Annotated in this window: 18 protein-coding genes; 6 read left to right on the forward strand and 12 right to left on the reverse strand. The window is 60.8% G+C overall.

Going from position 1 to position 22,422, the window contains the following annotated elements; translation table 11 throughout:
* Positions 1-333: 333 nt before the first annotated feature.
* The gene (locus tag BT122_RS08670; RefSeq protein ID WP_072355543.1) at positions 334-1,107 is read left to right on the forward strand and encodes a type III pantothenate kinase; all 774 of its coding nucleotides are present in this window, start codon (positions 334-336) and stop codon (positions 1,105-1,107) included.
* Positions 1,108-1,199: 92 nt separating this feature from the next.
* On the opposite strand, the gene arcC is transcribed toward BT122_RS08670, so the two are convergent.
* The 5 genes from arcC to BT122_RS08695 form a co-directional block, all read right to left on the reverse strand.
* Positions 1,200-2,165: a carbamate kinase gene (gene arcC / locus BT122_RS08675; protein WP_072355544.1), complete on the reverse strand. Its 966-nt coding sequence runs from the start codon at positions 2,163-2,165 to the stop codon at positions 1,200-1,202.
* A gap of 99 nt (positions 2,166-2,264) precedes the next feature.
* Positions 2,265-3,512, reverse strand: a complete 1,248-nt coding sequence (locus tag BT122_RS08680) for a dicarboxylate/amino acid:cation symporter (RefSeq protein WP_072355545.1) — start codon at positions 3,510-3,512, stop codon at positions 2,265-2,267.
* A gap of 97 nt (positions 3,513-3,609) precedes the next feature.
* Positions 3,610-4,863: a dicarboxylate/amino acid:cation symporter gene (locus tag BT122_RS08685; protein WP_072355546.1), complete on the reverse strand. Its 1,254-nt coding sequence runs from the start codon at positions 4,861-4,863 to the stop codon at positions 3,610-3,612.
* A gap of 16 nt (positions 4,864-4,879) precedes the next feature.
* The gene (locus BT122_RS11290; protein ID WP_353612549.1) at positions 4,880-5,698 is read right to left on the reverse strand and encodes an oxamate carbamoyltransferase subunit AllH family protein; all 819 of its coding nucleotides are present in this window, start codon (positions 5,696-5,698) and stop codon (positions 4,880-4,882) included.
* Positions 5,699-5,764: 66 nt separating this feature from the next.
* On the reverse strand, positions 5,765-8,770 hold the full coding sequence (locus tag BT122_RS08695; protein WP_072355599.1) for a bifunctional FdrA/YlbE family protein: 3,006 nt from the start codon (positions 8,768-8,770) through the stop codon (positions 5,765-5,767).
* A gap of 233 nt (positions 8,771-9,003) precedes the next feature.
* Between BT122_RS08695 and BT122_RS08700 the strand changes: the two genes are divergently transcribed.
* Together BT122_RS08700 and BT122_RS08705 are read left to right on the forward strand one after the other, a co-directional pair.
* Positions 9,004-10,656, forward strand: a complete 1,653-nt coding sequence (locus BT122_RS08700; protein WP_072355548.1) for a PucR family transcriptional regulator — start codon at positions 9,004-9,006, stop codon at positions 10,654-10,656.
* A 31-nt stretch (positions 10,657-10,687) separates the two neighbouring features.
* A complete protein-coding gene (locus BT122_RS08705; RefSeq protein WP_072355549.1) occupies positions 10,688-11,569 on the forward strand; it encodes an alpha/beta hydrolase in 882 nt (293 codons plus the stop codon).
* A gap of 20 nt (positions 11,570-11,589) precedes the next feature.
* Here BT122_RS08705 and BT122_RS08710 read toward each other — a convergent pair whose 3' ends face one another.
* The 3 genes from BT122_RS08710 to BT122_RS08720 form a co-directional block, all read right to left on the reverse strand.
* The gene (locus tag BT122_RS08710) at positions 11,590-12,243 is read right to left on the reverse strand and encodes a hypothetical protein (RefSeq protein WP_072355550.1); all 654 of its coding nucleotides are present in this window, start codon (positions 12,241-12,243) and stop codon (positions 11,590-11,592) included.
* Positions 12,234-13,670, reverse strand: a complete 1,437-nt coding sequence (folK, locus tag BT122_RS08715; protein WP_072355600.1) for a 2-amino-4-hydroxy-6-hydroxymethyldihydropteridine diphosphokinase — start codon at positions 13,668-13,670, stop codon at positions 12,234-12,236. Before folK ends, BT122_RS08710 begins: the two co-directional genes overlap by 10 nt.
* A 217-nt stretch (positions 13,671-13,887) precedes the next feature.
* The gene (locus BT122_RS08720) at positions 13,888-14,631 is read right to left on the reverse strand and encodes an NAD-dependent protein deacylase (RefSeq protein ID WP_072355551.1); all 744 of its coding nucleotides are present in this window, start codon (positions 14,629-14,631) and stop codon (positions 13,888-13,890) included.
* Positions 14,632-14,697: 66 nt separating this feature from the next.
* On the opposite strand from BT122_RS08720, the gene BT122_RS08725 reads away from it, so the two are divergent.
* The gene (locus BT122_RS08725) at positions 14,698-15,714 is read left to right on the forward strand and encodes a patatin-like phospholipase family protein (protein WP_083432418.1); all 1,017 of its coding nucleotides are present in this window, start codon (positions 14,698-14,700) and stop codon (positions 15,712-15,714) included.
* Between the two features lie 150 nt (positions 15,715-15,864).
* Positions 15,865-16,755: a patatin-like phospholipase family protein gene (locus BT122_RS08730; protein WP_072355552.1), complete on the forward strand. Its 891-nt coding sequence runs from the start codon at positions 15,865-15,867 to the stop codon at positions 16,753-16,755.
* Positions 16,756-16,771: 16 nt separating this feature from the next.
* Here BT122_RS08730 and BT122_RS08735 read toward each other — a convergent pair whose 3' ends face one another.
* Both BT122_RS08735 and BT122_RS08740 read right to left on the reverse strand, forming a co-directional pair.
* Positions 16,772-17,269 carry a type II toxin-antitoxin system VapC family toxin gene (locus BT122_RS08735; RefSeq protein ID WP_072355553.1) on the reverse strand — a complete coding sequence of 166 codons (498 nt, stop codon included), beginning with the start codon at positions 17,267-17,269 and terminating at the stop codon, positions 16,772-16,774.
* A complete protein-coding gene (locus BT122_RS08740) occupies positions 17,266-17,643 on the reverse strand; it encodes a hypothetical protein (protein ID WP_072355554.1) in 378 nt (125 codons plus the stop codon). The genes BT122_RS08735 and BT122_RS08740 overlap by 4 nt, the downstream gene beginning before the upstream one ends.
* Before the next feature lie 151 nt (positions 17,644-17,794).
* On the opposite strand from BT122_RS08740, the gene BT122_RS08745 reads away from it, so the two are divergent.
* On the forward strand, positions 17,795-18,577 hold the full coding sequence (locus BT122_RS08745; RefSeq protein ID WP_072355555.1) for an exodeoxyribonuclease III: 783 nt from the start codon (positions 17,795-17,797) through the stop codon (positions 18,575-18,577).
* Between the two features lie 254 nt (positions 18,578-18,831).
* On the opposite strand, the gene feoB is transcribed toward BT122_RS08745, so the two are convergent.
* Positions 18,832-21,189: a ferrous iron transport protein B gene (gene feoB / locus BT122_RS08750; protein WP_072355556.1), complete on the reverse strand. Its 2,358-nt coding sequence runs from the start codon at positions 21,187-21,189 to the stop codon at positions 18,832-18,834.
* 126 nt (positions 21,190-21,315) lie between these two features.
* The gene (locus BT122_RS08755) at positions 21,316-22,374 is read right to left on the reverse strand and encodes a phosphatase (RefSeq protein ID WP_286130352.1); all 1,059 of its coding nucleotides are present in this window, start codon (positions 22,372-22,374) and stop codon (positions 21,316-21,318) included.
* Positions 22,375-22,422: the final 48 nt, after the last annotated feature.

The following is a 22,422-nucleotide window of genomic DNA, read 5'->3' on the forward strand; positions in this document are numbered from 1 at the left end:
GGCCCGCAGGTGGGAGCAAGGCCCCCCAAGCCGAGATCCTGCCGCAGCGCCCCTCCAAAAGTGAACACGTTTTCAATCCGTGGGCCACCGGCGCGACGTTTCCCCAGGGGTCGCAAGGCACCCATTGAAAACGTGTTCACTTTTGGGCGAGGGGAAAGGGGCGGGAGCAAGGGCGAGCGGGGGCGGGCCGTAGCGCGCCGGGGGGGCACCGCGTGCGGGGCAATCGCGAGCAGACCGGCCCCGCGTGTGTTCTAATGGCATCGGGGATCAAACGCGCCGTGAGCCGAGATGTGCCCGCTGCCGCCCCAGCAGCTCTTGCCAGGAAGGACGCCCATGTTTCTCGCGATTGACGTTGGCAACACCCAGACCACACTCGGCCTCTTTGACGAGGACGGCAGCGTGGCGCACGGCTGGCGCATGGCGACGAGCCACACGGACACCTCGGACATGATCGACGCCCGTCTGCACGGGTACTTCAACAAGGACGGCCTGGACCAGGCACGCGTTACGGCCGCGGGCATTGCGTGCGTTGTCCCCGTGCTCACGCGCGCCTGGTACAAGTGCCTGCTCGACCGCACGGGCACAGAGCCGCTGGTCGTGACCCCCCAGACGGACTCCGGCATGCGCATCGACATGCCCGACCCCACCCAGGTGGGCGCGGACCGCATTGCCAACGCCGTGGCCGCGCGCCGCACCTACGGCGCGCCGGTCATCGTGGTGGACTTTGGAACGGCGACCAACATCGACGTCGTCGATGCCGCGGGCTCCTATCGCGGCGGCGCCATCTCCCCGGGCCTTATGCTCTCGGCAGCGGCGCTCTTCTCGCGCGCCGCAAAGCTCTCCAGCGTGCCCATCGAGGCGCCCGCCCACGCCCTTGGCGAGACAACCGAGACGGCCGTGCAGTCCGGCATCGTCGTGGGTGCGGCCGCCCAGGCGGAGGGCCTGGTGGCCCGCATTAAGCGCGAGCTGGACATACCAGACGCACCCGTGGTGGGAACCGGTGGCCTGGCCCGCACCGTAAGCGCGGCAACGGACCTCTTCTCGGCCGTGGACCCAGACCTCACGCTCCGTGGCATCCGCGAGATCTGGCTGCACCAGCAGGGGTAAAATTCACCGCAACCGCGAAGGCCCGTGAAAGTTCTTCTCCCACGGGCCGTATTGATTAGCAGATACCACAGAATAAGTCGTTTACGCCCAACCTATGCGTGGATGCGCGTGCCAGACAGGCCAGCCATGGCCTCTGCAGCCTTCTCAAGAGAGCCAATAATGCAAGTGCGCCCTGGCCTGCTCCCCGCGAATTTAACGGCAGCGCGAACCTTTGGCTCCATAGAGCCTTTCCCAAACTGCCCCTCCTCGAGGTAGCGATTCGCCTCGTCGACCGAGATGTCGACAAGGTCTTGCTGGTTGGGCTTACCAAAGTTGATGGCAACGTGATCCACTGCAGTCAACAATACCAACCTGTCTGCATGGCAGTCCTCAGCAAGCAACTCGCCGCCCATATCCTTATCGATAACTGCGGCGACCCCCTTGTATGCACCCTTGTCGGAATAGTCCCTGACAACGGGGATTCCTCCGCCGCCACAAGCGATAACAATGAACTCATTGTCGAGCAGGTTCAGGATGCTCTCGCTCTCGACGATCTTCTTTGGAACGGGGGAAGCAACCACCCTGCGCCAGCCGCGTCCGGAGTCTTCAATGAATGTCCAGTCTGGATGTTTCGCATTCTCCGTCATGGCTTCCTCATGGGAGAGGAATGCTCCGATGGGTTTTGTGGGCTTCTCAAAGGCCGGGTCTTCGGGATCGACCTCAATTTGAGTTACAACTGTCGCCACGTGCCACCGCTTGTACGCCTTGTGCATCGCTGCGCCAATTGCTTGCTGAAGCTGGTAGCCTATGTAACCCTGGCTCATGGCTCCGCACTCGGGCAGGTCCATATCTGGAATCTTCTGCGGATTGTCCTTGTGGGCTAGTTCGAACGCGCTCTCAATCATCCCAATCTGAGGGCCGTTCCCGTGGGTAATGATAATCTCGTTGCCCTGTTCAATCACGCGAAGTAGCGTAGGGGCAGCAGCACGCAGGCGAGTCATCTGCTCTTCCGGCGTTTTACCAAGCGCGTTGCCGCCTAAAGCGATCACCACACGGTTGACTGGCAGGTTCCAGCTCATCTCTTTTCTCCCCTTCCAGAGCACTGCCCTTGTTGGGCTCACCCCGATGAGCCCAACAAGAATATCTACGATCTAGAAACACAAACGAACGGCCGATAATCAGTTATCGGCATCGAAAACAGACCGATTAATTCCATCGCTGTAGTCGGCCGCAACCATTAGGGCGCAGTACACATCCGAATTCACGTTGAGAATCGTTCGTATAGCACCCACTGGATAAGTAAGCCCAGCGAAAATGCCAATACTATCAAGCGGCAGCCCAAGTTGCGGAACAATCATGGTCAGCGAAACCAAGTCGGCACCAGGTGCAACGGCATTTGCAAGCGAGAGAAGCGTGCAAATTACCGTTAGCGCAATCAGGTCTGCTCCCGCATAAGTAACCCCGTAGATCTGCGCAATTGTCAGCGATGTCACCGCAAGATGGATTGAGGCACCATTGGAATTGAGTGGCATGCCAAGAGGAAGCACAAGGTCTGCGATGTCCTCGCGAAGGCCGAGCCGTTCTTTGGCATCCTGCATCTCAATGGGAAGCGTCACGGCACTCGACGTAGTGGAGAGCGCCATTACGCTCATACGCCACATCTTTCGAATCAGGCGCGCCGGGGACAGCCTGCATCGCACGCACACGAGCGCGATCCACAGAATCATAAACACGAGGACCGCACCGCCAAGGACGAGCAGGTACCGCAGGAGCGGTATAACGACCTCGGCACCCATGGATCCCACCATCGCGGATACGTAACAGAAAATGCCAACGGGGGCGACCTTCATGACCACTCGGATGATGTTGAGAATAAGAGCCCCGAGCTGAACAGTGAAGTCATAGACCACGCACTTGTTGTCATGAGCCTGCCGCCAGCCAGAGCAGACCAGACCCAGAGCGATTGCAAAGACAATGCACTGGACCATCGAACCATTGCCCATCGATGCAACGATATTGGATCCGAAGAAGCCAGAAACGGTGTCCTGCCAAGTTCCGCTCGATGCTTCTGCCGTAGTCATCGCATTCTGGACCAGAGCAGAGTCAGCTAGACCGGCACCCGGCTGAAATAGCAGCGTGCAGGCAATACCAAATGCAGACGCCAGAATGGATGACGCAGCAAACCAAATGATGCCCTTTATTCCAATATCAGAAAGGTCCTTTGCGGTAAGACCACCGATGGCCTCGATGATGGTACACATGACAAACGGTACGATGCCCATCTGTACCAGGTGGAAGAAGATGTCGCCTATGAACTTAACGTTGTTCATCGGGTTACCGACAAGTAGACCCACGATGAAGCCGGCGACCATCGATATGACAATGAGAAGCGTCGGGGATACTCTCTTGGACTTTTCAGCAGCCATGGCTCACTCCTTCTTGTAATCGAAGGGGAGAGGCGCGGTGCCCCGTCGCACCTCTCCGTTACACACGCTCTCCCTCCTCGGGGACCCGCGTACTTTCCTATGCCTCGACCTGAGGCTCAGAGCTCTCCTTGTCGTAGAAGATTTCGGGATGGAGCTTGCCCTCGCTAGCAGAGACCATCAGGCAGGTGTACACATCGCCGTCGACATTGAGGATGGTGCGAAGTGCACCGGTGGGGTACTCAAGACCAGCAAAGATGGCAATGGACTCCATGGGCAGACCAAGCTGAGGAACAATCATGGTCATAGAGACCAGAGATGCGCCCGGAGAAACTGCGTTGGCCAGGGAGAGCAGGAAGGAAACAATCCACACGTAGACAAGCTGGCCACCGCTGAAGGTCACTCCATAAATCTGAGCAATCGTCAGGGCCGTCACGGCAAGGTGAATAGCAGCGCCGTTGGAGTTGAGCGGCATGCCAAGAGCCATAAGGAGGTCGGCGATTTCAGGATCAGCGCCAAGCTTGGACTTGGTATCCTCGAGGGCAGTCGGCAGGGTTACGGCAGAGGAGATTGTGCCCAGCGCAAGGGCGCTCATGGGCCACATCCTCTGGATAAGACGGATGGGATTGTACTTGCAACGGACAGCCACGAGGGTAATCCAGATGGCGAACATGATTGCAACTGCAATGGCCATGACAACGAGATACATTGCAACAGGAATGAGGACGGCAAGGCCAAGGCTGCCAATCATTGCGCTCACGTAGCAGAAGATGCCAATGGGGGCGATCTTCATAACCGCTCGGATGATGTTAAGGATGAGCTTGGAGAGCTGGCTGCAGACGTCGTAGACAAGGCACTGGTTGTCATGGGTCCTACGCCAAGCTGAGCACGCAAGGCCAAGTGCGATGGCGAAAACGATGCACTGGACCATCGAGCCGTTGCTCATAGAAGAAACGATATTCGAGCCGAAGAATCCGCTAATCGTGTCCTGGAAGGTAACACTTGAAGACTGATAGTCGACAGAAGCAGTTGCCGCCTCAATGCCTGCGCCAGGCTGGATAAGGATTGTAAGGACGAGACCGATGCCAGCGGCGAGAAGCGACGAAGCGGCAAACCAGCCGATGCCCTTCAGCCCATAGCCGGAAAGGGCCTTTGCATCAAGAGCACCAACTGCCTCGATAATGGTGCACATCACGAAGGGAATGATGCCCATCTGAACCAGATGGAAGAAGATATCGCCTATGAACTTTACGTTGTTCATCGGCTCACCGACAATGAATCCGACAACAACTCCTAGCACCATAGAAATGACGATGAGCGTCGTCGAGCTAACTCCCTTTTTCTTCTCTGCCATCGTTCTCACTTTCCTTTCACATGGTCTGTCGTACATGTCTTATGTGCCAAATGCGTCTGGGGGCCGAACAACCTCCTCCCAGCTCAGCTCTCAACGCGAGCTCAAGACCCCAAAGTCCGTCGGCTCCCGAGGTGTGCCCGACCGCGAGGAGCCGCCTGATTGTTCCCCCAACCAACGCTCCATTCTTCAACCCGCTTGCCAGCTCGATGAACTCTTGATTCGCATATCCTTCGCTCGTCGCCCTGAGGTATGCCGCACTGACATCAGTGGTGCGTTCAAGGTCCTCCCCGGCTATCGCCTCGCAGAATTCGTTGCCAACCCCTCCCATGAGAAGGCCGATGCCATAGCCCACGAGCACGTCATCTCCCGAGGGAGTAAGGCCGAGTCCACGACCCAGCAGATACGAGATACTGGCCTGGCGTAGTTCGTCGGTATCCGCCCCTTCTGACAGGACTCGCGCCACTCGCTCTAGCGTTTCGTCTGCCGGTAAGCCTAGGCGTCCTTCAAGCGAAAGCCCCTCGAGCTTGCAGAGCAGATCACCTCTCTGAACGACATCCAGATACGGGACGCGACAGGGGACAACCTGTAGCGCGCCCAGGTGCACCTGAAGAACAACTCCTGCTCCATACACTCGCAGGACACCATCGCGAACCGTTGCTCTTCCACCAACTTGAGCGCATCCCAACAGCGAATGCAGGCATTCCTCAGGCAGGGCAATCCCAAGAACCGAAAGTCCATCTCTCGTAAGCCCAAGGTGAAGAAGCAAGCCCGGCAGGCTCACGTTCAGACTCGACGAGAACACACTGTGCACTGACCCGCTGATCTGACCTCTCATGCGGGCGAGGGCGTAATCGCTGACGGTGCCCTCGCCCGTCCAATCTATGAGCCCGGCGCTCACGCGTTACTCGATACCGAGCTTGGCACAGTACGCTTCAAGCGCCTTCTCGAAGCATGCGAGGGGAGCCCTCACGGTACCTGCGCCGACCTGTCCGACACCGGCGTTCTTATGGGCGATGCCCGTATTGATGAGGGGCGTAATGCCCGTTGCCACAACCTTTCGAATATCAATGCCGAGACACGTACCCTTGAAGTCCCATGTGGGAATTGTCCAGTTGGGGTTGTGAGTCACGCAGATGCGCTCCATTTCGTTGGAAATGTTCAGTGCGTCCTCAAACCCGCCTGCGCCCACGAATCGGGTTACGCCAGGTGCCGCCACCATCGCCATGCCACCAACGCCAACGGTCTCGGTAATCGAAGAGTCGCCATTATCCGGGCAACCGTCTTCCTCACTAAATCCAGCGAAGTAGAGCCCGCGCGGCGTGTTGACCGGAGCGGTGAACCATTCGTCACCGCAGGCGCCAATGCGCACGCCAAACTCGTATCCATTGCGAGTCATCGTGGTGACAACGCAGCTCTCCTCGTCCTTGCGTGCGTAGTCGACGATGGATTTACCCGTAGCCATCATCACATTGAGGAAGAATTGATCAGTGTCGGCTAGGAACTGAATCACGCGCTGCTTGGCATCCTCGGGAACATCAGTCTTGACAATGAGGGGGGCAACTTCCTTTAGGAAGTTGAGGGATGCTGCCATGTTGCGCTGGTGGAATTCGTCTCCCTGCGTAATTGCACGCGCGATAAGGGCGCTGAGGTTGATGCCGCCCTCCTTAAGCTTAAGCGCCTTGGAAAGAACCGGGCCGAGCTCATCCGCCATCCAGTGGAGCCTGTCGACGACCTCCTGGCTATATGCGCCGAAGCGAAGAACCTTTCCAATTCCCTCGTTCATAGTGCAATACGCAACCGTATCATCAACCATGTTGCGGACAACGAGAACGGCCATGTTCGCCGAGGTGATGCCACCCATAGGGCCAACGGCATGGACGTGATGACAGGGGATAAACTCGACCTCGCCGGACTCGAGGAGCTTTAGCGCCTCGTCCTCAGTCTTTGCCCAGCCCTCAAACAAAGCCGCGCCGATGCAGGATCCCCTCATCGGCCCCATCATGTGTTCCCAGGTGATGGGAGGACCAGAGTGCAGCAACGTCTTCTTCTCCCTGTTGAGCTCAGGAATCACGGTCTTGGCGGGAACCACATCGACGAGGAACGGCTGAGAGTTCTTGAACCTCTCGACCATACGAGCATTTGCTGCATCAATCTCATCGCGGCGCTTATCCAGCTCGTCGAGCAGGTGAATCATGCGCTTGTTGCCGCCCGCAAGAGGCTTCCAGTTAAACTGCACCGTCTCTGCCCCATAGGTGCGCAACGACTCATTGAAGCTCTTAACGCCAACATTGATGATGCGCGGAGTAGTGTCAAGCAGTTCGGTCACCTGCGCGCTGGGCTTTGGCAGGGGCGACGGATCCTTTATCTCGTACGGGACGACATCGCGGTCCTTCTCAGTAAAGTGAATGCCCTTAAGCTCAAGTGCCAGACGAATAGCACGTGCGTTTGAGGTCTCCATAATGGCGCCGGCCTCACGAAGCTCCTCAAAGGACTTTTGGTAGTCCTGCGGATCGTTCTCGGTACCGGTGACAGAGCCAACGAAGTAGAGTTCCCTGCCCTCGCTCTTAGCTTTCTCGAGCTGCTCCTTGATTACGGGAGCAAGCGCGCCTGCCATATCCGGATGACAGCCGTAGCCAAGCATGCAGTCAAAGAGAATGACCCCCGTGGACTCCATGGCAGCGTACTTTCGGATGTAATTGATACGAACCTCGGGATCGATCATGGGGTGAGGCTTGCCCTGCGTATAGATGTCATCACCAAGATCAATCACGTCATAGCCCTTGGCGTGAAGGATATAGCCATCCTCCTTGACAACACCGCCCAAGTCGAGTGCCTCAGAAACAAGCATTCCGGCTTCGTTTGCCAGGGTTCCGCCAGAGTAGAGACCAATGACCGTCTTGTTCTCGGGAAGAGGCTTGTCGCACGTAAAGTCCAGAGGCTCGAGGTAATTCTTCTTCACGGGATCACCGTTCGCAAGGTCAACGGCAATGCGCGCAGTCTCCTCGAGGGTATGGGCGAGATAGACCTTGCCAAGGTGATGCTCGGGCTTCTCACCTAAGAAGATGGCAACAACGGGCTTTGTACACTTCTCCAGAAGATCAACAACCTCATCGCGAACCTCCGGCGCGGGAGGCTTGGAGATGACACAGATGACATCGGTCGGCTCGTGGTTCTCAAGGCCCACGATGGCATCCTTCACCGTGATGGCCCCAACCTCGGCGCTAAGGTCACGACCGCCGGTACCGATGGCATGGATGAGACCGCCGCCAAGGCGGTCGATGATGGCGGCGACCTCTTGGATACCGGTTCCCGACGCGCCCACGATACCAATGTTGCCAGGTTTCGAAACGTTCGTGAATGCAATGGGAATAGACGAGATGACACCGGTGCCACAGTCCGGCCCCATGAGCATGAGGCCCTTCTCATGGGCCTTGCGCTTAAGACGCACCTCATCATCAAGTGAAATGTTGTCCGAGAACGAGAACACGTTGAGCCCACGGTCGAGTGCCTTCTCAATCTCGGGCGCAGTGTATTCTCCGGGCGTGGAAAAGAGAGCTAGATTGGCATCTGGGAGTGCCTTCAGGGCATCGTCCCAGTTGGTAACCTCCTTCAAATCAGGCTCGTCCTTCTTAACTGACAAATCCGAAAGGAATTCCTCCGTCTTCGTGAGAACCGCATCAAGAACGCTGGGATCTTCGGAATCAACGACGACAACCATGTCGCTGGGGTTAGCAGCTTCTGCCTCTGGCGTGAGCAGCCCCGCATTTTTGAAAATGTCTTTGTTTGCGTCTGTCCCCATCATGATCTGACTCTTCGTCACACCATCGAGGGAATTGATCTTGTTGGTAAGCAGCATCAGGTTGATGGAATCCTGGTAGCTATTCTTCTTGACCACCGTTTGGAGCATGAGGACCTCCCTGAAATAGCGGTTCTTCATCATGCTGAGGTTGTGGTCCGGCCGGAGCCCACGACCTCCCTTGACGTGACGCCTCAAGTTTCTCGTTGGTGGTCGAAATGGTCTTGTGCTGTTGCGGATAAGGTTTTGCGGATTCTTTTTCCCGAATTGGAAAAGCTCTGATAAACATCCCCGACTATTCTGCAAGTTAAACTCACGAATCGAACTGTTAGTTGGGAGGTCATATGGCGGAATCAGCTCGGCCACAAAGTAGACGGCAAATGATAATGAGAGATGTTTTGCGTCTACCTTCTTTGGAGGGAGCAGAGGTTCTCGCCGGCAATTCCGGACTTGATCGTGAAGTCACGAATGCAATGGTTATGGAAGGCCCCGATATCGAGAAATGGGGAAGACCAGGCCTCGTCCTTGTCACAAGTCTCTTCGCGCTCATACCCCTTGACCCCAACGAACGGCTTGAGTTCTTTGACAAGGTCGCAGGCATTGGCATAGCAGGGATTATTTACAAGCCAGGCAGAACGCCGGTGGAGCTTCTCCAGCCTTCTCTCGCCGCCTGCGAAGCTCGCTCGATCCCATTTGTCCAGATGAAGTCAACTGTCAACTTCGAGGCAGTACTCATGGATGTCATGGGTACCGTCATTGATTCCAACGCACAGCTCCTCGACAGCTTCTATGAAACCCACCGGAAGACCATGCGCCTTGCCCTCAAACAGCCAAGCATCTACGAGGTTGTCTCTCAGCTAAAAGAGCGAATGGGTTGTGAGGTCAGTTTCTTCAATAAGATCGACGAGGCACATGTTGGAACCGAGAACAACGTATGCAATTTCGAGTCGATGGAGCTTTCTGAGTTTCGCTACCAGCGCTACCAAACAAACCGCTACTACAATGCGACGCTCCGTTATTCGGACTCATATTCCGAACGCGCGTTGGCAGTCAATATCCCCAGTCAATCGATCAGCTCTTGCTATCTCGTCGTGCACACAACGCCAGAAGATGTATCAGCGTTCCAGCGCATGACGATAGACAACTACGTGAATCTTCTCTCGATTGAACTTCTCAAGCAAGAGGCGCTTAACCAGCAGCTTTACAACAGGAACAATATGCTTGTCCACGACCTCCTCCATGGTCGTTACATTTCGAACAGCGAAGTAGACGGAGCAATTGAGGAGCTTGGCATTGGCACTCACGCCCTCTACCAGGTGATGCTGCTGAGGGTCTCGGTCTCCGATCCCTCCCAGACGGAAAGAATGCGGGACCTGCTGAGGACTTTCCAGCGCAGGATTCACCGGCTGTATCCCAATTCGGTCTTTTTCGAGAGCAACAACCGCCTCTCGTTTATTCGCAATCATACGTCTGGGTCCATCGGGTTTGATGACCGTGAGATAACCACCATTCTCAACGGCATGCACAACGACGATTCCCAGCCGCATTTCTCTCACCTGCTCCTACTTTCAAGCAACGTCGGTCGTTACGACATTCCGGAGGCGAATGCAGAAGTCCTCTCCGTCTACAAATTGTTCGACGCCGACCAGCTTGCCAACCGCTGCGTTAAATACGAGGACCTCGGCCTCCTGAAGTTCCTGATTGACATTGGGGACTCCTCAAAGCTCGCCTCGTATATCGATTCGCGCGTCAGCCGTCTCAGGCGAGAGAGCCCCGAAGGCTTCCAAACCCTCGTAACGCTATGCAAGTGCGAGTGCAGCTATAGTGCCGCAGCAAGCCAGCTTTTCGTTCATCCAAAGACGGTCCGCTATCGCATCGAGCGCATTCGCAATGAGTACGGAATCGACGTCCATAATTCGGACGACTTAATGCAGGTCCTTCTCACGGAGAAAATCGTTATGCTGCTTGGTCCCAACTGGAAACCATTGGCAGATTAGCGTCCAGGGGTACGCTGACGGGAGCATTCTCATGAAACATGAAGAGACATTCACTTGGAATGGCATCGGAGCCGGAATCACGATTTACGAGCCCGACGAAACCCCGAGTGGCTCTCAACAAATGGACCTTTCTCGTTCGCTAATCCTATACTTTCATGGCGGAGGACTCCTCTATGGGGAGCGGAAAGACTTGCCACGGCCCTACGTAGACGCCTTTCTTGCACGCGGATGCAAACTTGCACTTGCCGACTATCCGCTTGCACCCGAATCATCGCTCCGCGACATCAGCACCTATGTCGACGAACTTTGGCGATGGGTTACGGACGCCCTGGCACCGCGTCTCGGAACTGAACAGACTTTCATTTTTGGGCGGTCTGCGGGAGCGTATCTCGCGCTGACCCTTGCATCTCGAATAGTGCAATCCGGATCGGCCCGTCCAACGGGTGTCATCGACTTCTACGGCTACGGAGACATGTGCGACTCACGTCTCGCTGCCCCATCAAAGCACTACCAGAAGTACTCGCCAATCTCGGCAGACACGATTGGCGACATCGTGGAACACGCGCCCGTAACGTCTGGTCCAATGAGCAAACGGTACCTGCTCTACGTATACGCAAGGCAGAACGGATGTTGGCAGTCCATGCTTGGCCTGCAGCCAAATACGGGAGACCCATATGCCCTGACGGCATCGAGACTATCCAGCATGCCTCCAGTTTTCTATGCAGCATCTACCGGAGACGAAGACGTGCCGTACACAGTATCCAAGTCACTCGCACGGGCACTTCACGCAAAGATGTTCACTGCCTATGGGCTTGAGCATGATTTCGATAGAGACACCAGCATACCTGTTGGTCTTGAGGCCTACGAGAAGTGCCTGGATTGGATGGAGGGGCTCGCACGGGACGGGGAATAAACTCCCCCCGTCCCCCGCCCCTACTGCGCCGCGCGCATTGACGCCTGCTCGGGAGAGACCTCGACCTCGCCGCCAAGCTCGTTTCTCACCGTGGCACGCCCCCACACGTCGACACCCGCAAGGGTGCCCCGCATGGCCACGCGGCCGTTGGGATACACCAGCTCGACAGGCTTGCCCATAAGCGCCACGCGGTCGAAGTAGTCCGAGAGCACCGGCGCAAGCGGACCCGCAACGGCACGGCCGGCACCCACGGCAGCGGCCCACGCGTCCACACGGGCGAGAATGGCGCTGCACACGGTGTCTGCGACCTGCTCGTCTGTCGGCAGCGCATCCGCGTGCGCGCCGCCCGCGACGTCGAACGAGAGCGAGCACACCACGAACATGCCCTCGGCGTACCCAGCGCTGGTCCGCACGCGCGCAACCAGGCCCGCACCGTCCTCGCGAACCACGTCCGCCGGCCAGCCAATGCCCACGCCGGCAATGCCCAGCTGCTCAAGCCCCTCGCAGGCGCCAAGCGCCGCAACGTAGGGCACGCCAGAGAGGCTCCCCATACCAACCTGCGGCCGCAGCACGCAGGCAAGCTCAAGCTCCCCCTCCTCGCGATGCGAGAAGAGCTCGCCGTGCGGCGCGCCCTCGCGCGCACGCTCCAAGGCCTGCTCGGCAGCTACTCCCATACGATCTCCCCAAGGTCATCAGTCACGTGGCCAACGCGATCGTCCGGGTCAACCACGTTCACGCCGGAATGGCGCAGGAAGCGCACAGGGTCGTGCATGAGGTCCTCCATGGGCACCAGCACAAAGTCGCGCTCGCCAAGGCCCGGGTGCGGCAGCGTGAGGCGCCTGCCCGCATGGGTCTCGCCCTCGACCCACACCAGGTCGCAGTCGATGGTGCGCGGGCCGTGGCCAGCCTCCTCCGGGTTGCGCTCGCGGCCCAGGGCGTCCTCCACGGCAAGCAGCTGCCCCATGAGCACCAGGGGGTGCAGCTCGGTGCGAATCTCGGCTACGGCGTCCGCAACCGGCGTCTTTATGCCGTAGGCAGGCTCCGTCTCGTACGCGTGGCTCACCGAGACCACACAGGTAAGCGGGATGTCATCGATCATCTGGACCGCACGGGTGATGTTGGCGAGACGGTCGCCCACGTTGGACCCAAGCGCCACAAAGCCCTGGCGGGAATCCTTGTGCGAGACGGCCCAGAACGCGTTCACGGCCTGCGCCGTGCCGGCAACGTCGTGAACGCGCAGGATGCGTGCGCCGTTCTGAATGGAGGAGATGCAGATGCCGTACGTGGCGGGGTCCATCTGGCCCGGCTGCGCGGCACCAGCAATGGCACCCACGAAGCGCCTGCGCGAGACCGCCGCAAGCAGCGGGTAGCCCATCGACGCCATGGAGCGCGTGGCGCGCTGGATGACCACGTCCTCATCGGCAAACTTGTCGAAGCCCGCGCCCGGGTCAAGGCAGATACGGTCGTGCGCAACACCCGCGCGCATGAGGGTGCGCGCCTGGTCGCCGAGAAACCCCATCACCTGGCGCATGATGGGCGCCTCGTCCGGCAGCGTGAAACGGTGCTGCGAGGTCATGGGGCGCGGCGCTGCCGAGCGCGTGGGGCGCGAGTCGTCGAGAAGAACCTCGCGGCGCGGCGCGTGCGAGCCAAGTCCCGCATGCTCCCAATGCATGACAACGCAGCCGCAGTCGGTCTCGGCAGCAACCTGCACCATGTCCGGGTTGGTGAAGCCAGTGGCGTCGTTCACGATCGAGGCCCCAAGGCGCACGCACATCTTGGCGACGTCCGGATGGGTTGTGTTCACCGAGACAATCGCACCCTCGGCAACCAGCGCGCGAATCACGGGCACCACGCGCTCGGCCTCATCGTTGGAGGCAAGCGGCTCCTGGCCGGGGACCACGGGCGCAGCCCCCACGTCGATAATATCCGCGCCCTCGTCAAGCATCTCGAGGCCACGCTCGGCGGCGGCCTTGGTGTCGACGCCACCCTTGCCGTCCGGGAAGGCCTCTGGGGTCAAGTCGAGAATGCCCATGATGCGCGGGCGCGCGAGCGAGAGCTCGTGCGAGCCGACGAGCCAGGTTGCATAGTTCTCTCGGAGCACAGACATCGACCTCCCGTTGACGGCGCCGCGCGAGAGCGCGACGGGGGCGGCACGCGCCGCCTCGCATTCAGGATATTGTAGCGTGTGGCTTTGGCCCCTTGCGGACGGCCGGGCCGAGGGGGAAATAACCCCACCAGCGGCGGCGCCTGGCGCTGGAGCGCAGCCGGGCGGCCCGCCGGGCCCCAGTGCTCGCCGGGCCCAGAGCGCGCCGGGCACCCTAGAAGTCGAACGCCTTTGCAATGTCACAGGCGCACACCAGGTTGGCAGCACCGTCCTGCGGCGTGGGCTGCTTGTTCACGATCACGAGGTCGTCACCCTGGAAGTACTGCACAAGGCCCGCCGCAGGATACACCACGAGCGAGGTCCCGCCCACGATGAGCATGTCGCAAGATTGAATGGCCTCGGCCGCGCCAATCAGGGTCTTCTCGTCGAGCGACTCTCCGTAGAGCACCACATCGGGCTTGATGCGGCCACCGCACTCCTCGCAATGTGGCACGCCCGTGGTGCCCATGATCCATTCGGCCGAGTACACGTGCCCGCAGCTCTGGCACACGTTGCGGTGCACCGAGCCATGCAGCTCGTAGACGCGCTTGGAGCCCGCCGCCTGGTGCAGGCCGTCGATGTTCTGCGTGACCACGGCCGTGAGCTTGCCCTCGCGCTCGAGCTCGGCCAGCTTGTAGTGCGCCTGGTTGGGCTTGGCCCCCAGGGCAATCATCCGCGTGCGGTAGAAGTCAAAGAACTCCTCGGTGTGCGTGAGGTAGAACTCGTGGCTCAGCATCTCCTCGGGCGGGTACTTGAACTTCTGGTGGTACAGGCCGTCCTCGCTCCGGAAGTCGGGTATGCCGCTCGCCGTTGAGACCCCCGCTCCGCCAAAGAACACCACGCGCTTGGCGCGCCCGATTCTCTCGGCCAGCTCTTGGGCTGCCTCGCGCGCATCAGAGACCACCTTTGCACCCGACATGGCGTACTCCCTCGACGAATGGGTAGAAGAACAATTCCGATGCTAGCACCGAGAGGAGTGGTTTCCATGACCGACCAGCCACAACGCGAGGATGACACTGCCGAGCGCACGGCCGAGAAGCCCCAGGCCACCCAGCCCGAGAGCGCCACCGCAGAGGTTAAGGAGACGACGCCGGAGCCAGCTGCCCCTCTCGCACCCCTCGAGAACAACGTGCACGACTGCGCCCTGGTGATCGAGGGTGGCGCTATGCGTGCAAGCTATGTTTCTGGCCTGGTGAACGTTCTGCTCGAGCAGGGCATCTACTTTGACTACGTCTGCGGCATCTCGGCCGGCTCGACCGTCGCCACCAACTACGTCTCGCGCGACATGGTGCGCACCAAGCGCTCGTTCGTGGACTTTGCGGCAAACCCCCAGATGGGAGGCATGAAGTCGTTCCTCAACCGGCACGGCTTCTTCAACGCAGACTATGACTACCTGGGCTGCATCGAGGATGGCTCGATGCCGTTTGACTGGCAGACGTTCCAGGCCAACCCGGCGCGCGTGCGCATCCAGGCGTTCCAGCGCGACACCGGGCGCACCGTTGTGTGGGGGCGCGACCACATGCAGACGCTCGAGGACCTCATGGCATGCGTACGGGCAAGCTCCACCATGCCGGGCATCATGAAGCCCATCGAGGTAGACGGCCAGGTCATGCTCGACGGGTCACTGGGCGCAGGCGCGGGCCTTCCCAACCACATCGCCGAGGACGACGGCTTCGAGAAGCTCTTTGTCATCACCTCTCGCCCCGCGGGGTACCGCAAGTACGAACTCTCTGCCGTCAAGCGCCGTGGCGTCATCCGCATGATGAAGGACCACCCCTATGCGAGAAACGCCATGCTCACGCGGCCCGAGCGCTACAACGAGGAGCTTGCGCACCTGGAGGAGCTGGAGAAGTCCGGCCGCGCGCTGGTGGTGAGGCCGCGCGAGATGCCCGTCTCGCGCACCACCCGCGACGTCAAGGAGCTCGAGCACGCCTACCTGCTTGGGCACGAGCAGGGCATCGCCGAGCTGCCGCGCTGGCGCGAGTTCCTGTTTGGCGAGTAGGACGTAGGGCTAGGGCTCCCAGTCCGACAGCGCGGAGGCGCTCGTCCTCGTAGCGCCGTGTTTCTCGCCCCGTGGTGCTGGGGGTTCTCGCCCAACCACCCCGGGCCTCCCCTATAATCCAGACGGTAAAACGTCTTATGGGAGGCCCTGATGGAGCTTAAGAGCAACGTCTTTAATTGCGCGCTGTGCTTCGAGGGGGGCGGCTACCGCGCTAGCTACACCGCGGGGTTTGCCAACGTCCTGCTCGAGAATCGTGTGTACTTTGATTTTGTCTGTGGGATCTCGGCGGGTGCCAGCCACACGGTCGACTACCTGAGCCGCGACCAGACACGCGTACGCGACGCCTTTATCGCCCTGGCGGACCAGCGCCCCAAGGCGGGCGGCGTGCGCTCGATGCTCATGGGGCACGGCTACTTCAACGCAGACTACGACTATGTGGGTGCGGCGCTCGAGGGCTACATGCCCTTTGACTTTAGGGCCTTTGCTGCCAACCCCGCGCGGCTGGCCATCCAGAGCTTCGAGGCGGACACGGGCAAGTCCGTGGTGTGGGACAAGTCCGTCATGGGCGCGGCCATCCCCATGATGGAGCACGTGCGCGCCAGCTCAACGCTTCCTGGCGTCATGAAGCCCATCGAGGTAGACGGCCACGTGATGTACGACGGCGGCCTGGGCGAGGGCGCGGGGCTCCCCACGCATATGGCCGAGGACGCAGGCTTTGAGCGCCTGGTCATGGTGTGCACGCGGCCGGCGGGCTATCGCAAGGTGGCGCCCACAAACCGCGAGCTGAGGGTCTACCACGTAGTCTCGCACGGCAACGAGGCCGTTGAGGCGGCGCTTGCCACGCGCTGGCAGCGCTACAACGACGCGATGGATCACCTGGAGCGCCTTGAGCGCGAGGGGCGCGCATGGGTCTTCAGGCCGGACGTGATGCCCGTGCGCTCCACCACCATCGACAGGCCCAAGCTCGAGGAGTCCTACGCCATGGGACACGAGCAGGCCGAGAGGGACTTCCCGCGCATGATGGAGTGGCTCCGCGGATAGCAGGGCGGGGTCGACGCTAGGCGTCCTCCGCACCTACAAGCGCGAGCAGATCTGCCGGGCACAGTGCCGGCACGGGGGCGTGGCGGAGTAGGGCCTGGTCCGAGGTCACGAGCCAGTCTGCCTTCGAACGGGTTACTGCTGCCATGACCAGGCAATCCTCGACATCGTGGTGTACACGCAGGTAGCGTTCGGCAAGCCAGAGGTCGGATTCATCTGCCCCAACAGCCGTGGCAATGGTCCGCAGGTTTGCCAAGCAGTCCAGCGAGAAATCCCTAGCAACGGCCGCGGTCTCTTGGTCCACCTGACGTCCCATGCACCTGAACTGCTCTTTTGCGCTTGCCTGTAGAACGTACGCAAGGTCCTGGAGCGAGCCCATCGCATAGAGTAGATGAACCTCCGCCTGCTGGGCATACGTGAGCAGGCGCGTGGCATCTTCATGCCCCATCCTAAACGGCAGGTAGTTGTCGAGCCAGACGTTGGTGTCTAGCAATAGTGCCTGTGGTGATGTGCTCACTGAGCATCGCCGCCAAAGCGCTCGAGCAGCTCCTTCTCGAGCAGCTCTGCATCCGAACTGCGCGGGCCGACGTTCACCATAGAAGCACTAGCATCCAGGCCCAAACGAGCACAGGCGGCCGAAAAGAGTCCCCATCCCTGACTGAGGGGGTTCTCGTCGCTACTTGCTCCTGCGTGCGCCGGTGATGCGGCGCTGGAGGCGAAGAGTTTCTCGAGGGCATTGATGCCCGCAGGCCCAGACGCCGCAAGCCTCCACACGGTGCGCACTGCCTGGGTTGGGCTCACGCCCATAGCTGCCAGACCAGCATCGCCGGCATCTCTCAGTGGCTTATCCATGCGGACGTTGACCTGCACGGATACCGCGGTGTTTGACATACGCACCTCCAGTATCTAGATTGATAGACAGTATAGCACATTGCGCTGCACCAGTTGAACTGCCCATATGTGCTACGCTCTGAGAAGCATTTACGCTACCAGACAAACCCGCGCGGCCATGCGCCGCACGTATCGCAAAAGAGGGCACATCATGGCAGACACCACCCGCAGCCTGCGCTTTGTTTCATGGAACGTCAACGGCCTGCGCGCCGTACTCAAGAAGGAGCCCAGCTTCACCCAGATCTTCGACACGCTGGGCGCAGATATCTTTGCTGTACAGGAGACCAAGCTTCAGGAGGGCCAGGTCGAGCTCGACCTCCCCGGCTACCACCAGTACTGGAGCTACGCCGAGCGCAAGGGCTACTCGGGCACTGCCGTCTTCACGCGAGAGGAGCCGCTGCAGGTCGTGCGCACGATCGGCTCGCCCGTGGCGGACAACGAGGGCCGCGTGTGCGCGCTCGAGTTTCCCAAGCTGTGGTTTGTTGACGTGTACACGCCCAACTCAAAGAACGGCCTCGCGCGCCTGGACGAGCGCATGGAGTGGGACGCGCGCTACCGCGACTTCCTGGCCGAGCTTGCGCGTGACAAGCCGGTTGTAACCTGCGGCGACTTCAACGTGGCGCACGAGGAGATCGACCTTGCCCGCCCGGACGACAACCACGAGAGCGCTGGTTTCTCGGACGCCGAGCGTGAGAGCTTCACCAAGCTGCTTGAGAGCGGGCTTGTGGACACGTTCCGCGAGCGCCACCCCGACCTGGCCGGCGCGTACAGCTGGTGGAGCTATCGCATGCGCGCCCGCGAGCGGGGCATCGGCTGGCGCATCGACTACTTCCTGGTTTCTCCGCAGCTCATGCCCAAGGTGACCGGCACGGCCATTCTCGACAATGTGTACGGCTCTGACCACTGCCCCATCGAGCTGGAGTTGGAGCTGTAGGGCCGGGCGGTGTTCCTGATAACCATTAATTGGGTCTGAATGACGTCCTAGCGCGGGCCTTGCGTCTGTGTGCGAGGCTCCCGCGCGCTATTGAGAATAAATTGGACATTTTGGCCGTGCAATACGCCGTTATGTGTCGATTTCCTTCTCAACAGCAACCGTGGATGCGGCAGCAGGGTCCGCGGAGACGAACGGAGCACCGGCGAGCCGGACAGCCACGCCGCCATGCCCGGACCCGGCGCCGGGTCCGGCCCCTACGCCAGGCCCAGCAGCAGCCCGATGGCGTGCACGATGAACGCGACCACCCACGCCACGCCACACTGGAGCAGCACCACCCCAAGCGCGTAGCGGCCGTTGAGCTCGTTGCGCACCGCAGTTATCGCCGCCACGCACGGCGTGTAGAGCAGCACAAACACCAGGAACACGAAGGCCGTGAACGGGGTGAAGAGCGTAGCCAAGGCGGCCGGCGTGTCGCCCACAAGCACAGTGAGCGTGGCCACGACGGACTCCTTGGCGGCAAAGCCGGTCACCAGGGCAGTGGAGGCGCGCCAGTCGCCAAACCCCAGCGGCGCGAAGATGGGCGAGATGGCCGAGCCCATGATGGCCAGCAGGCTTTGCGACTGGTCGGCAACCATGTTGAGGCGCACGTCAAAGGTCTGCAGGAACCAGATGGCCACGCTTGCCAGGAAGATAATCGTGAACGCCCTGGTGAGGAAGTCCTTGGCCTTGTCCCACGCCAGCCGCATCGTGGTGCCGGCGCTGGGCATGCGGTAGTTCGGGAGCTCCATCACAAACGGCACCGGCTCGCCCTTGAACGCCGTGTGCTTGAGAACCAGCGCCACCAGCACGCCCACGAGCATACCAATCACGTAGAGCGAGACCATCACGAGCGGCGCGCCCTTCGAGAAGAACGCTGCGCACAGCAGGGTGTAGACCGGCAGCTTGGCCGAGCAGCTCATGAACGGCGTGAGCATGATAGTCATCTTGCGGTCGTGCTCGGAGGGCAGGGTGCGCGTGGCCATGATGGCCGGCACCGAGCAGCCAAAGCCCACCAGCATGGGGACAAAGCTGCGGCCGGAGAGGCCAATCTTTCTCAGCAGCTTGTCCATCACAAAGGCCACGCGCGCCATGTAGCCCGAGTCCTCGAGGATCGACAGCAAGATGAACAGCGTCACGATGATGGGCAAAAACGAGATGACCGTCCCCACGCCGGCCATGACGCCATCGATGACCAGCGAGTGAATCACGGGGTTCACGCCTGCGGCGCTTAGCGCGGAGTCGATGGCGCCGGAGGTGGCGCCCACCCCCACGGCGAGGAGGTTCGAGAGGTTGCCGCCGATAAGGTCGAAGGTAAGCCAGAACACCACGACCATGATGCCGATGAAGAACGGGATGGCCGTGAAGCGCCCGGTGAGCACGCGGTCGACGCGGACGGAGCGCTCGTGCTCGCGACTCTCCTGCGGCTTCTTGACGCAGCGCGCGCAGATGGCCTCGATGAACGAGAAGCGCATGTCGGCGAGGGCTGCAAGGCGGTCGGAGCCGGACTCCTCCTCCATCTGGGAGATGATGTGCTCCACCCCGTCAAGCTCGTTCTTCTCGAGGCCAAGCGCCTTGGTCACCAGCTCGTCGCCCTCGATGAGCTTGGTCGCGGCATAGCGGTCGGGCAGGCCCGCTCGTCTGGCGTGGTCTGCCACCAGCTCGCCGATGCCGTGGATGCAACGGTGAACGGCACCGCCATCGGGGCCATCCGGCCGGCAGAAGTCGATGCGCCCGGGGCGCTCGCGGTAACGCGCCACGTGTATGGCATGCTCGACCAGCTCGTCCACGCCCTGGTCCTTGGCGGCGGAGATGGGCACCACCGGAACGCCCAGGAAGGACTCGAGGGCGTTCACGTCGACCGAGCCGCCGTTCTCCGTGACCTCGTCCATCATGTTGAGGGCGATGACCATGGGCACGTCCAGTTCCATGAGCTGCGTGGTGAGGTAGAGGTTGCGCTCGATGTTGGTGGCGTCGACGATATCGATGATCGCATCGGGCTTGGAGTCGATGATGAACTGGCGGCTCACGACCTCCTCACCCGTGTAGGGCGAGAGCGAGTAGATGCCCGGCAGGTCCGTGACCGTGGCCTCCGGGTGACTGCGCATCTGCCCGTCCTTGCGGTCCACGGTGACGCCGGGGAAGTTGCCCACGTGCTGGTTTGAGCCCGTGAGCTGGTTGAAGAGCGTGGTCTTCCCGCAGTTCTGGTTGCCGGCCAGCGCAAACGAGAGGGGCTTGCCCGCGGGCACCACGCCACCCGCCGCACGGGGATGCAGCTTGCTCTCGCCAATGGCCGGGTGGCTCGTCACGCCCGAGGCCACCTGCAGGCGGACCTTCTCGTGCGCGTCATGGACGTTCTCGAGTGAGATCTGTGCCGCGTCAGCCGCGCGGATGGTGAGCTCGTAGCCGCGCAGGCGAATCTCCAGCGGGTCGCCCATGGGCGCGTACTTGACCATGGTGACCTCGGTGCCCGGCGTGAGACCCATATCAAAGATGTGCTGGCGCAGTGACTTCTCTTCGCAATCCACCGAACTGACGATGGCGTCCTTGCCGATCTCGAGCGCGTCGAGTGTCATATCTCTCCTTGCGACTGCCGTGTGCGTGTGCACTACGGCCGATTGGGGCAATCAGTCTGTTCAGGCTAACTTTACCCCGTTTAGAGAGCGCATGCACCGCCGAAGGGATTGCCGAGTAGATCTGGGCTACTCCGCCATGGGGCCTATCGCGGACTCGACGACGCCGACGAAGGTGGCAGCGTCCCTGCAGGCGACAAGCTCCTGCGGGAAGTGGACCTCGTCGAGCAGAGCGTCCACGGCCTCGTGGTGGCCCACGAGCGACGCCACGTGGGCGTCGGAGCCAAACGAGATGCTCACGCCCAGCTCGGCGCAGCGCTCGACGATCTGACGGCAGCGGTCGTATGAGCCCTCGCGCTTCTGTGCGATGAGGCTCGACTCGTTGACCTCGATGAGCTTGCCATGCTCCTTTACGGCGCCAAGCACCGTGTCCATGTCAAAGTCGAGCCCCGTGCGGCCAACGTGCCCCAGGATGAGGACCTTGGGGTCTTCCAAGACATGCAGGTACATCCGCGTGATCTGCTCGCGCGAGGCACCCTCGGTGAAGTCCTTGTTGTGAACGCTCGCAATCACGTAGTCGCACTGTGCGAACGCCATCTTCTTGAGGTTGTGGGGGCGGCGGTATTTGCTGCCGTTTATCGCCTCGTCGAAGAAGATATCGTGCCCGAAGATGTTGCCCTCGAGGTCGACGATGTCCGCCTCACAGCCGCGGAGCAGGCGCACGCCGTGCCACCTGCGCGGCCACGCCCACAGGTTGAGGAAGTACTGCCAGTCCTGGACGGTCTGCCGGGCGTAGAGCATGCTCGAGTAGTGGTCGGTGACGCCGAGAAGCTCCATACCCTGGGAGGCCGCGGCGCGCACGTTCTCCTCGAGCGTCGAGTACGCGTGGCGCGAGAAGAGCGTATGACAGTGCGTGTCGCAGAGGATTTGCCTGCCGGAGGTGGGGCGCTGCGGCGCGGGAGCGGCGGCCGGCGCGGTTGCAGGCGACGGCGCGGCAGCGTTCGGGCGGCCAAGGCCAAACGACGTTCGGGGCGAGGCTTGGTAGGCGTCACAGGCGACGCTGTCCTTCTCGACCGCGCGCATCTTCTCGCCGGGGCGCTCGCACACGTTGCGCGTGCGCACGATGCCCGTGCGCTCCCCAAAGAAGACGCAGTCTCCGCAGGTGTTTCCAGACGTGCGAGACGCCATGCCTTTTCCCTCCCGACAGATTTTACCGAGCGGGCGCGCACCCTACGT

Source organism: Olsenella sp. kh2p3, from assembly GCA_900119625.1.
Taxonomy (GTDB): Bacteria; Actinomycetota; Coriobacteriia; order Coriobacteriales; family Atopobiaceae; genus Tractidigestivibacter.

What these genes read in the sequence shown, in the direction of transcription:
- BT122_RS08730 (WP_072355552.1), top strand. Translation starts at nt 15,865, where the DNA reads ATGGAGCTTAAGAGCAACGTCTTTAATTGCGCGCTGTGCTTCGAGGGG.
- BT122_RS08695 (WP_072355599.1), bottom strand. Translation starts at nt 8,770, where the DNA reads ATGCTCCAAACGGTGGTCAAGAAGAATAGCTACCAGGATTCCATCAAC.
- BT122_RS08670 (WP_072355543.1), top strand. Translation starts at nt 334, where the DNA reads ATGTTTCTCGCGATTGACGTTGGCAACACCCAGACCACACTCGGCCTC.
- BT122_RS08720 (WP_072355551.1), bottom strand. Translation starts at nt 14,631, where the DNA reads ATGTCGGGTGCAAAGGTGGTCTCTGATGCGCGCGAGGCAGCCCAAGAG.
- BT122_RS08685 (WP_072355546.1), bottom strand. Translation starts at nt 4,863, where the DNA reads ATGGCAGAGAAGAAAAAGGGAGTTAGCTCGACGACGCTCATCGTCATT.
- feoB (WP_072355556.1), bottom strand. Translation starts at nt 21,189, where the DNA reads ATGACACTCGACGCGCTCGAGATCGGCAAGGACGCCATCGTCAGTTCG.
- BT122_RS08725 (WP_083432418.1), top strand. Translation starts at nt 14,698, where the DNA reads ATGACCGACCAGCCACAACGCGAGGATGACACTGCCGAGCGCACGGCC.
- BT122_RS08740 (WP_072355554.1), bottom strand. Translation starts at nt 17,643, where the DNA reads ATGTCAAACACCGCGGTATCCGTGCAGGTCAACGTCCGCATGGATAAG.
- BT122_RS08705 (WP_072355549.1), top strand. Translation starts at nt 10,688, where the DNA reads ATGAAACATGAAGAGACATTCACTTGGAATGGCATCGGAGCCGGAATC.
- BT122_RS08755 (WP_286130352.1), bottom strand. Translation starts at nt 22,374, where the DNA reads ATGGCGTCTCGCACGTCTGGAAACACCTGCGGAGACTGCGTCTTCTTT.
- BT122_RS08745 (WP_072355555.1), top strand. Translation starts at nt 17,795, where the DNA reads ATGGCAGACACCACCCGCAGCCTGCGCTTTGTTTCATGGAACGTCAAC.
- arcC (WP_072355544.1), bottom strand. Translation starts at nt 2,165, where the DNA reads ATGAGCTGGAACCTGCCAGTCAACCGTGTGGTGATCGCTTTAGGCGGC.
- BT122_RS08710 (WP_072355550.1), bottom strand. Translation starts at nt 12,243, where the DNA reads ATGGGAGTAGCTGCCGAGCAGGCCTTGGAGCGTGCGCGCGAGGGCGCG.
- BT122_RS08700 (WP_072355548.1), top strand. Translation starts at nt 9,004, where the DNA reads ATGGCGGAATCAGCTCGGCCACAAAGTAGACGGCAAATGATAATGAGA.
- BT122_RS11290 (WP_353612549.1), bottom strand. Translation starts at nt 5,698, where the DNA reads ATGAGAGGTCAGATCAGCGGGTCAGTGCACAGTGTGTTCTCGTCGAGT.
- BT122_RS08680 (WP_072355545.1), bottom strand. Translation starts at nt 3,512, where the DNA reads ATGGCTGCTGAAAAGTCCAAGAGAGTATCCCCGACGCTTCTCATTGTC.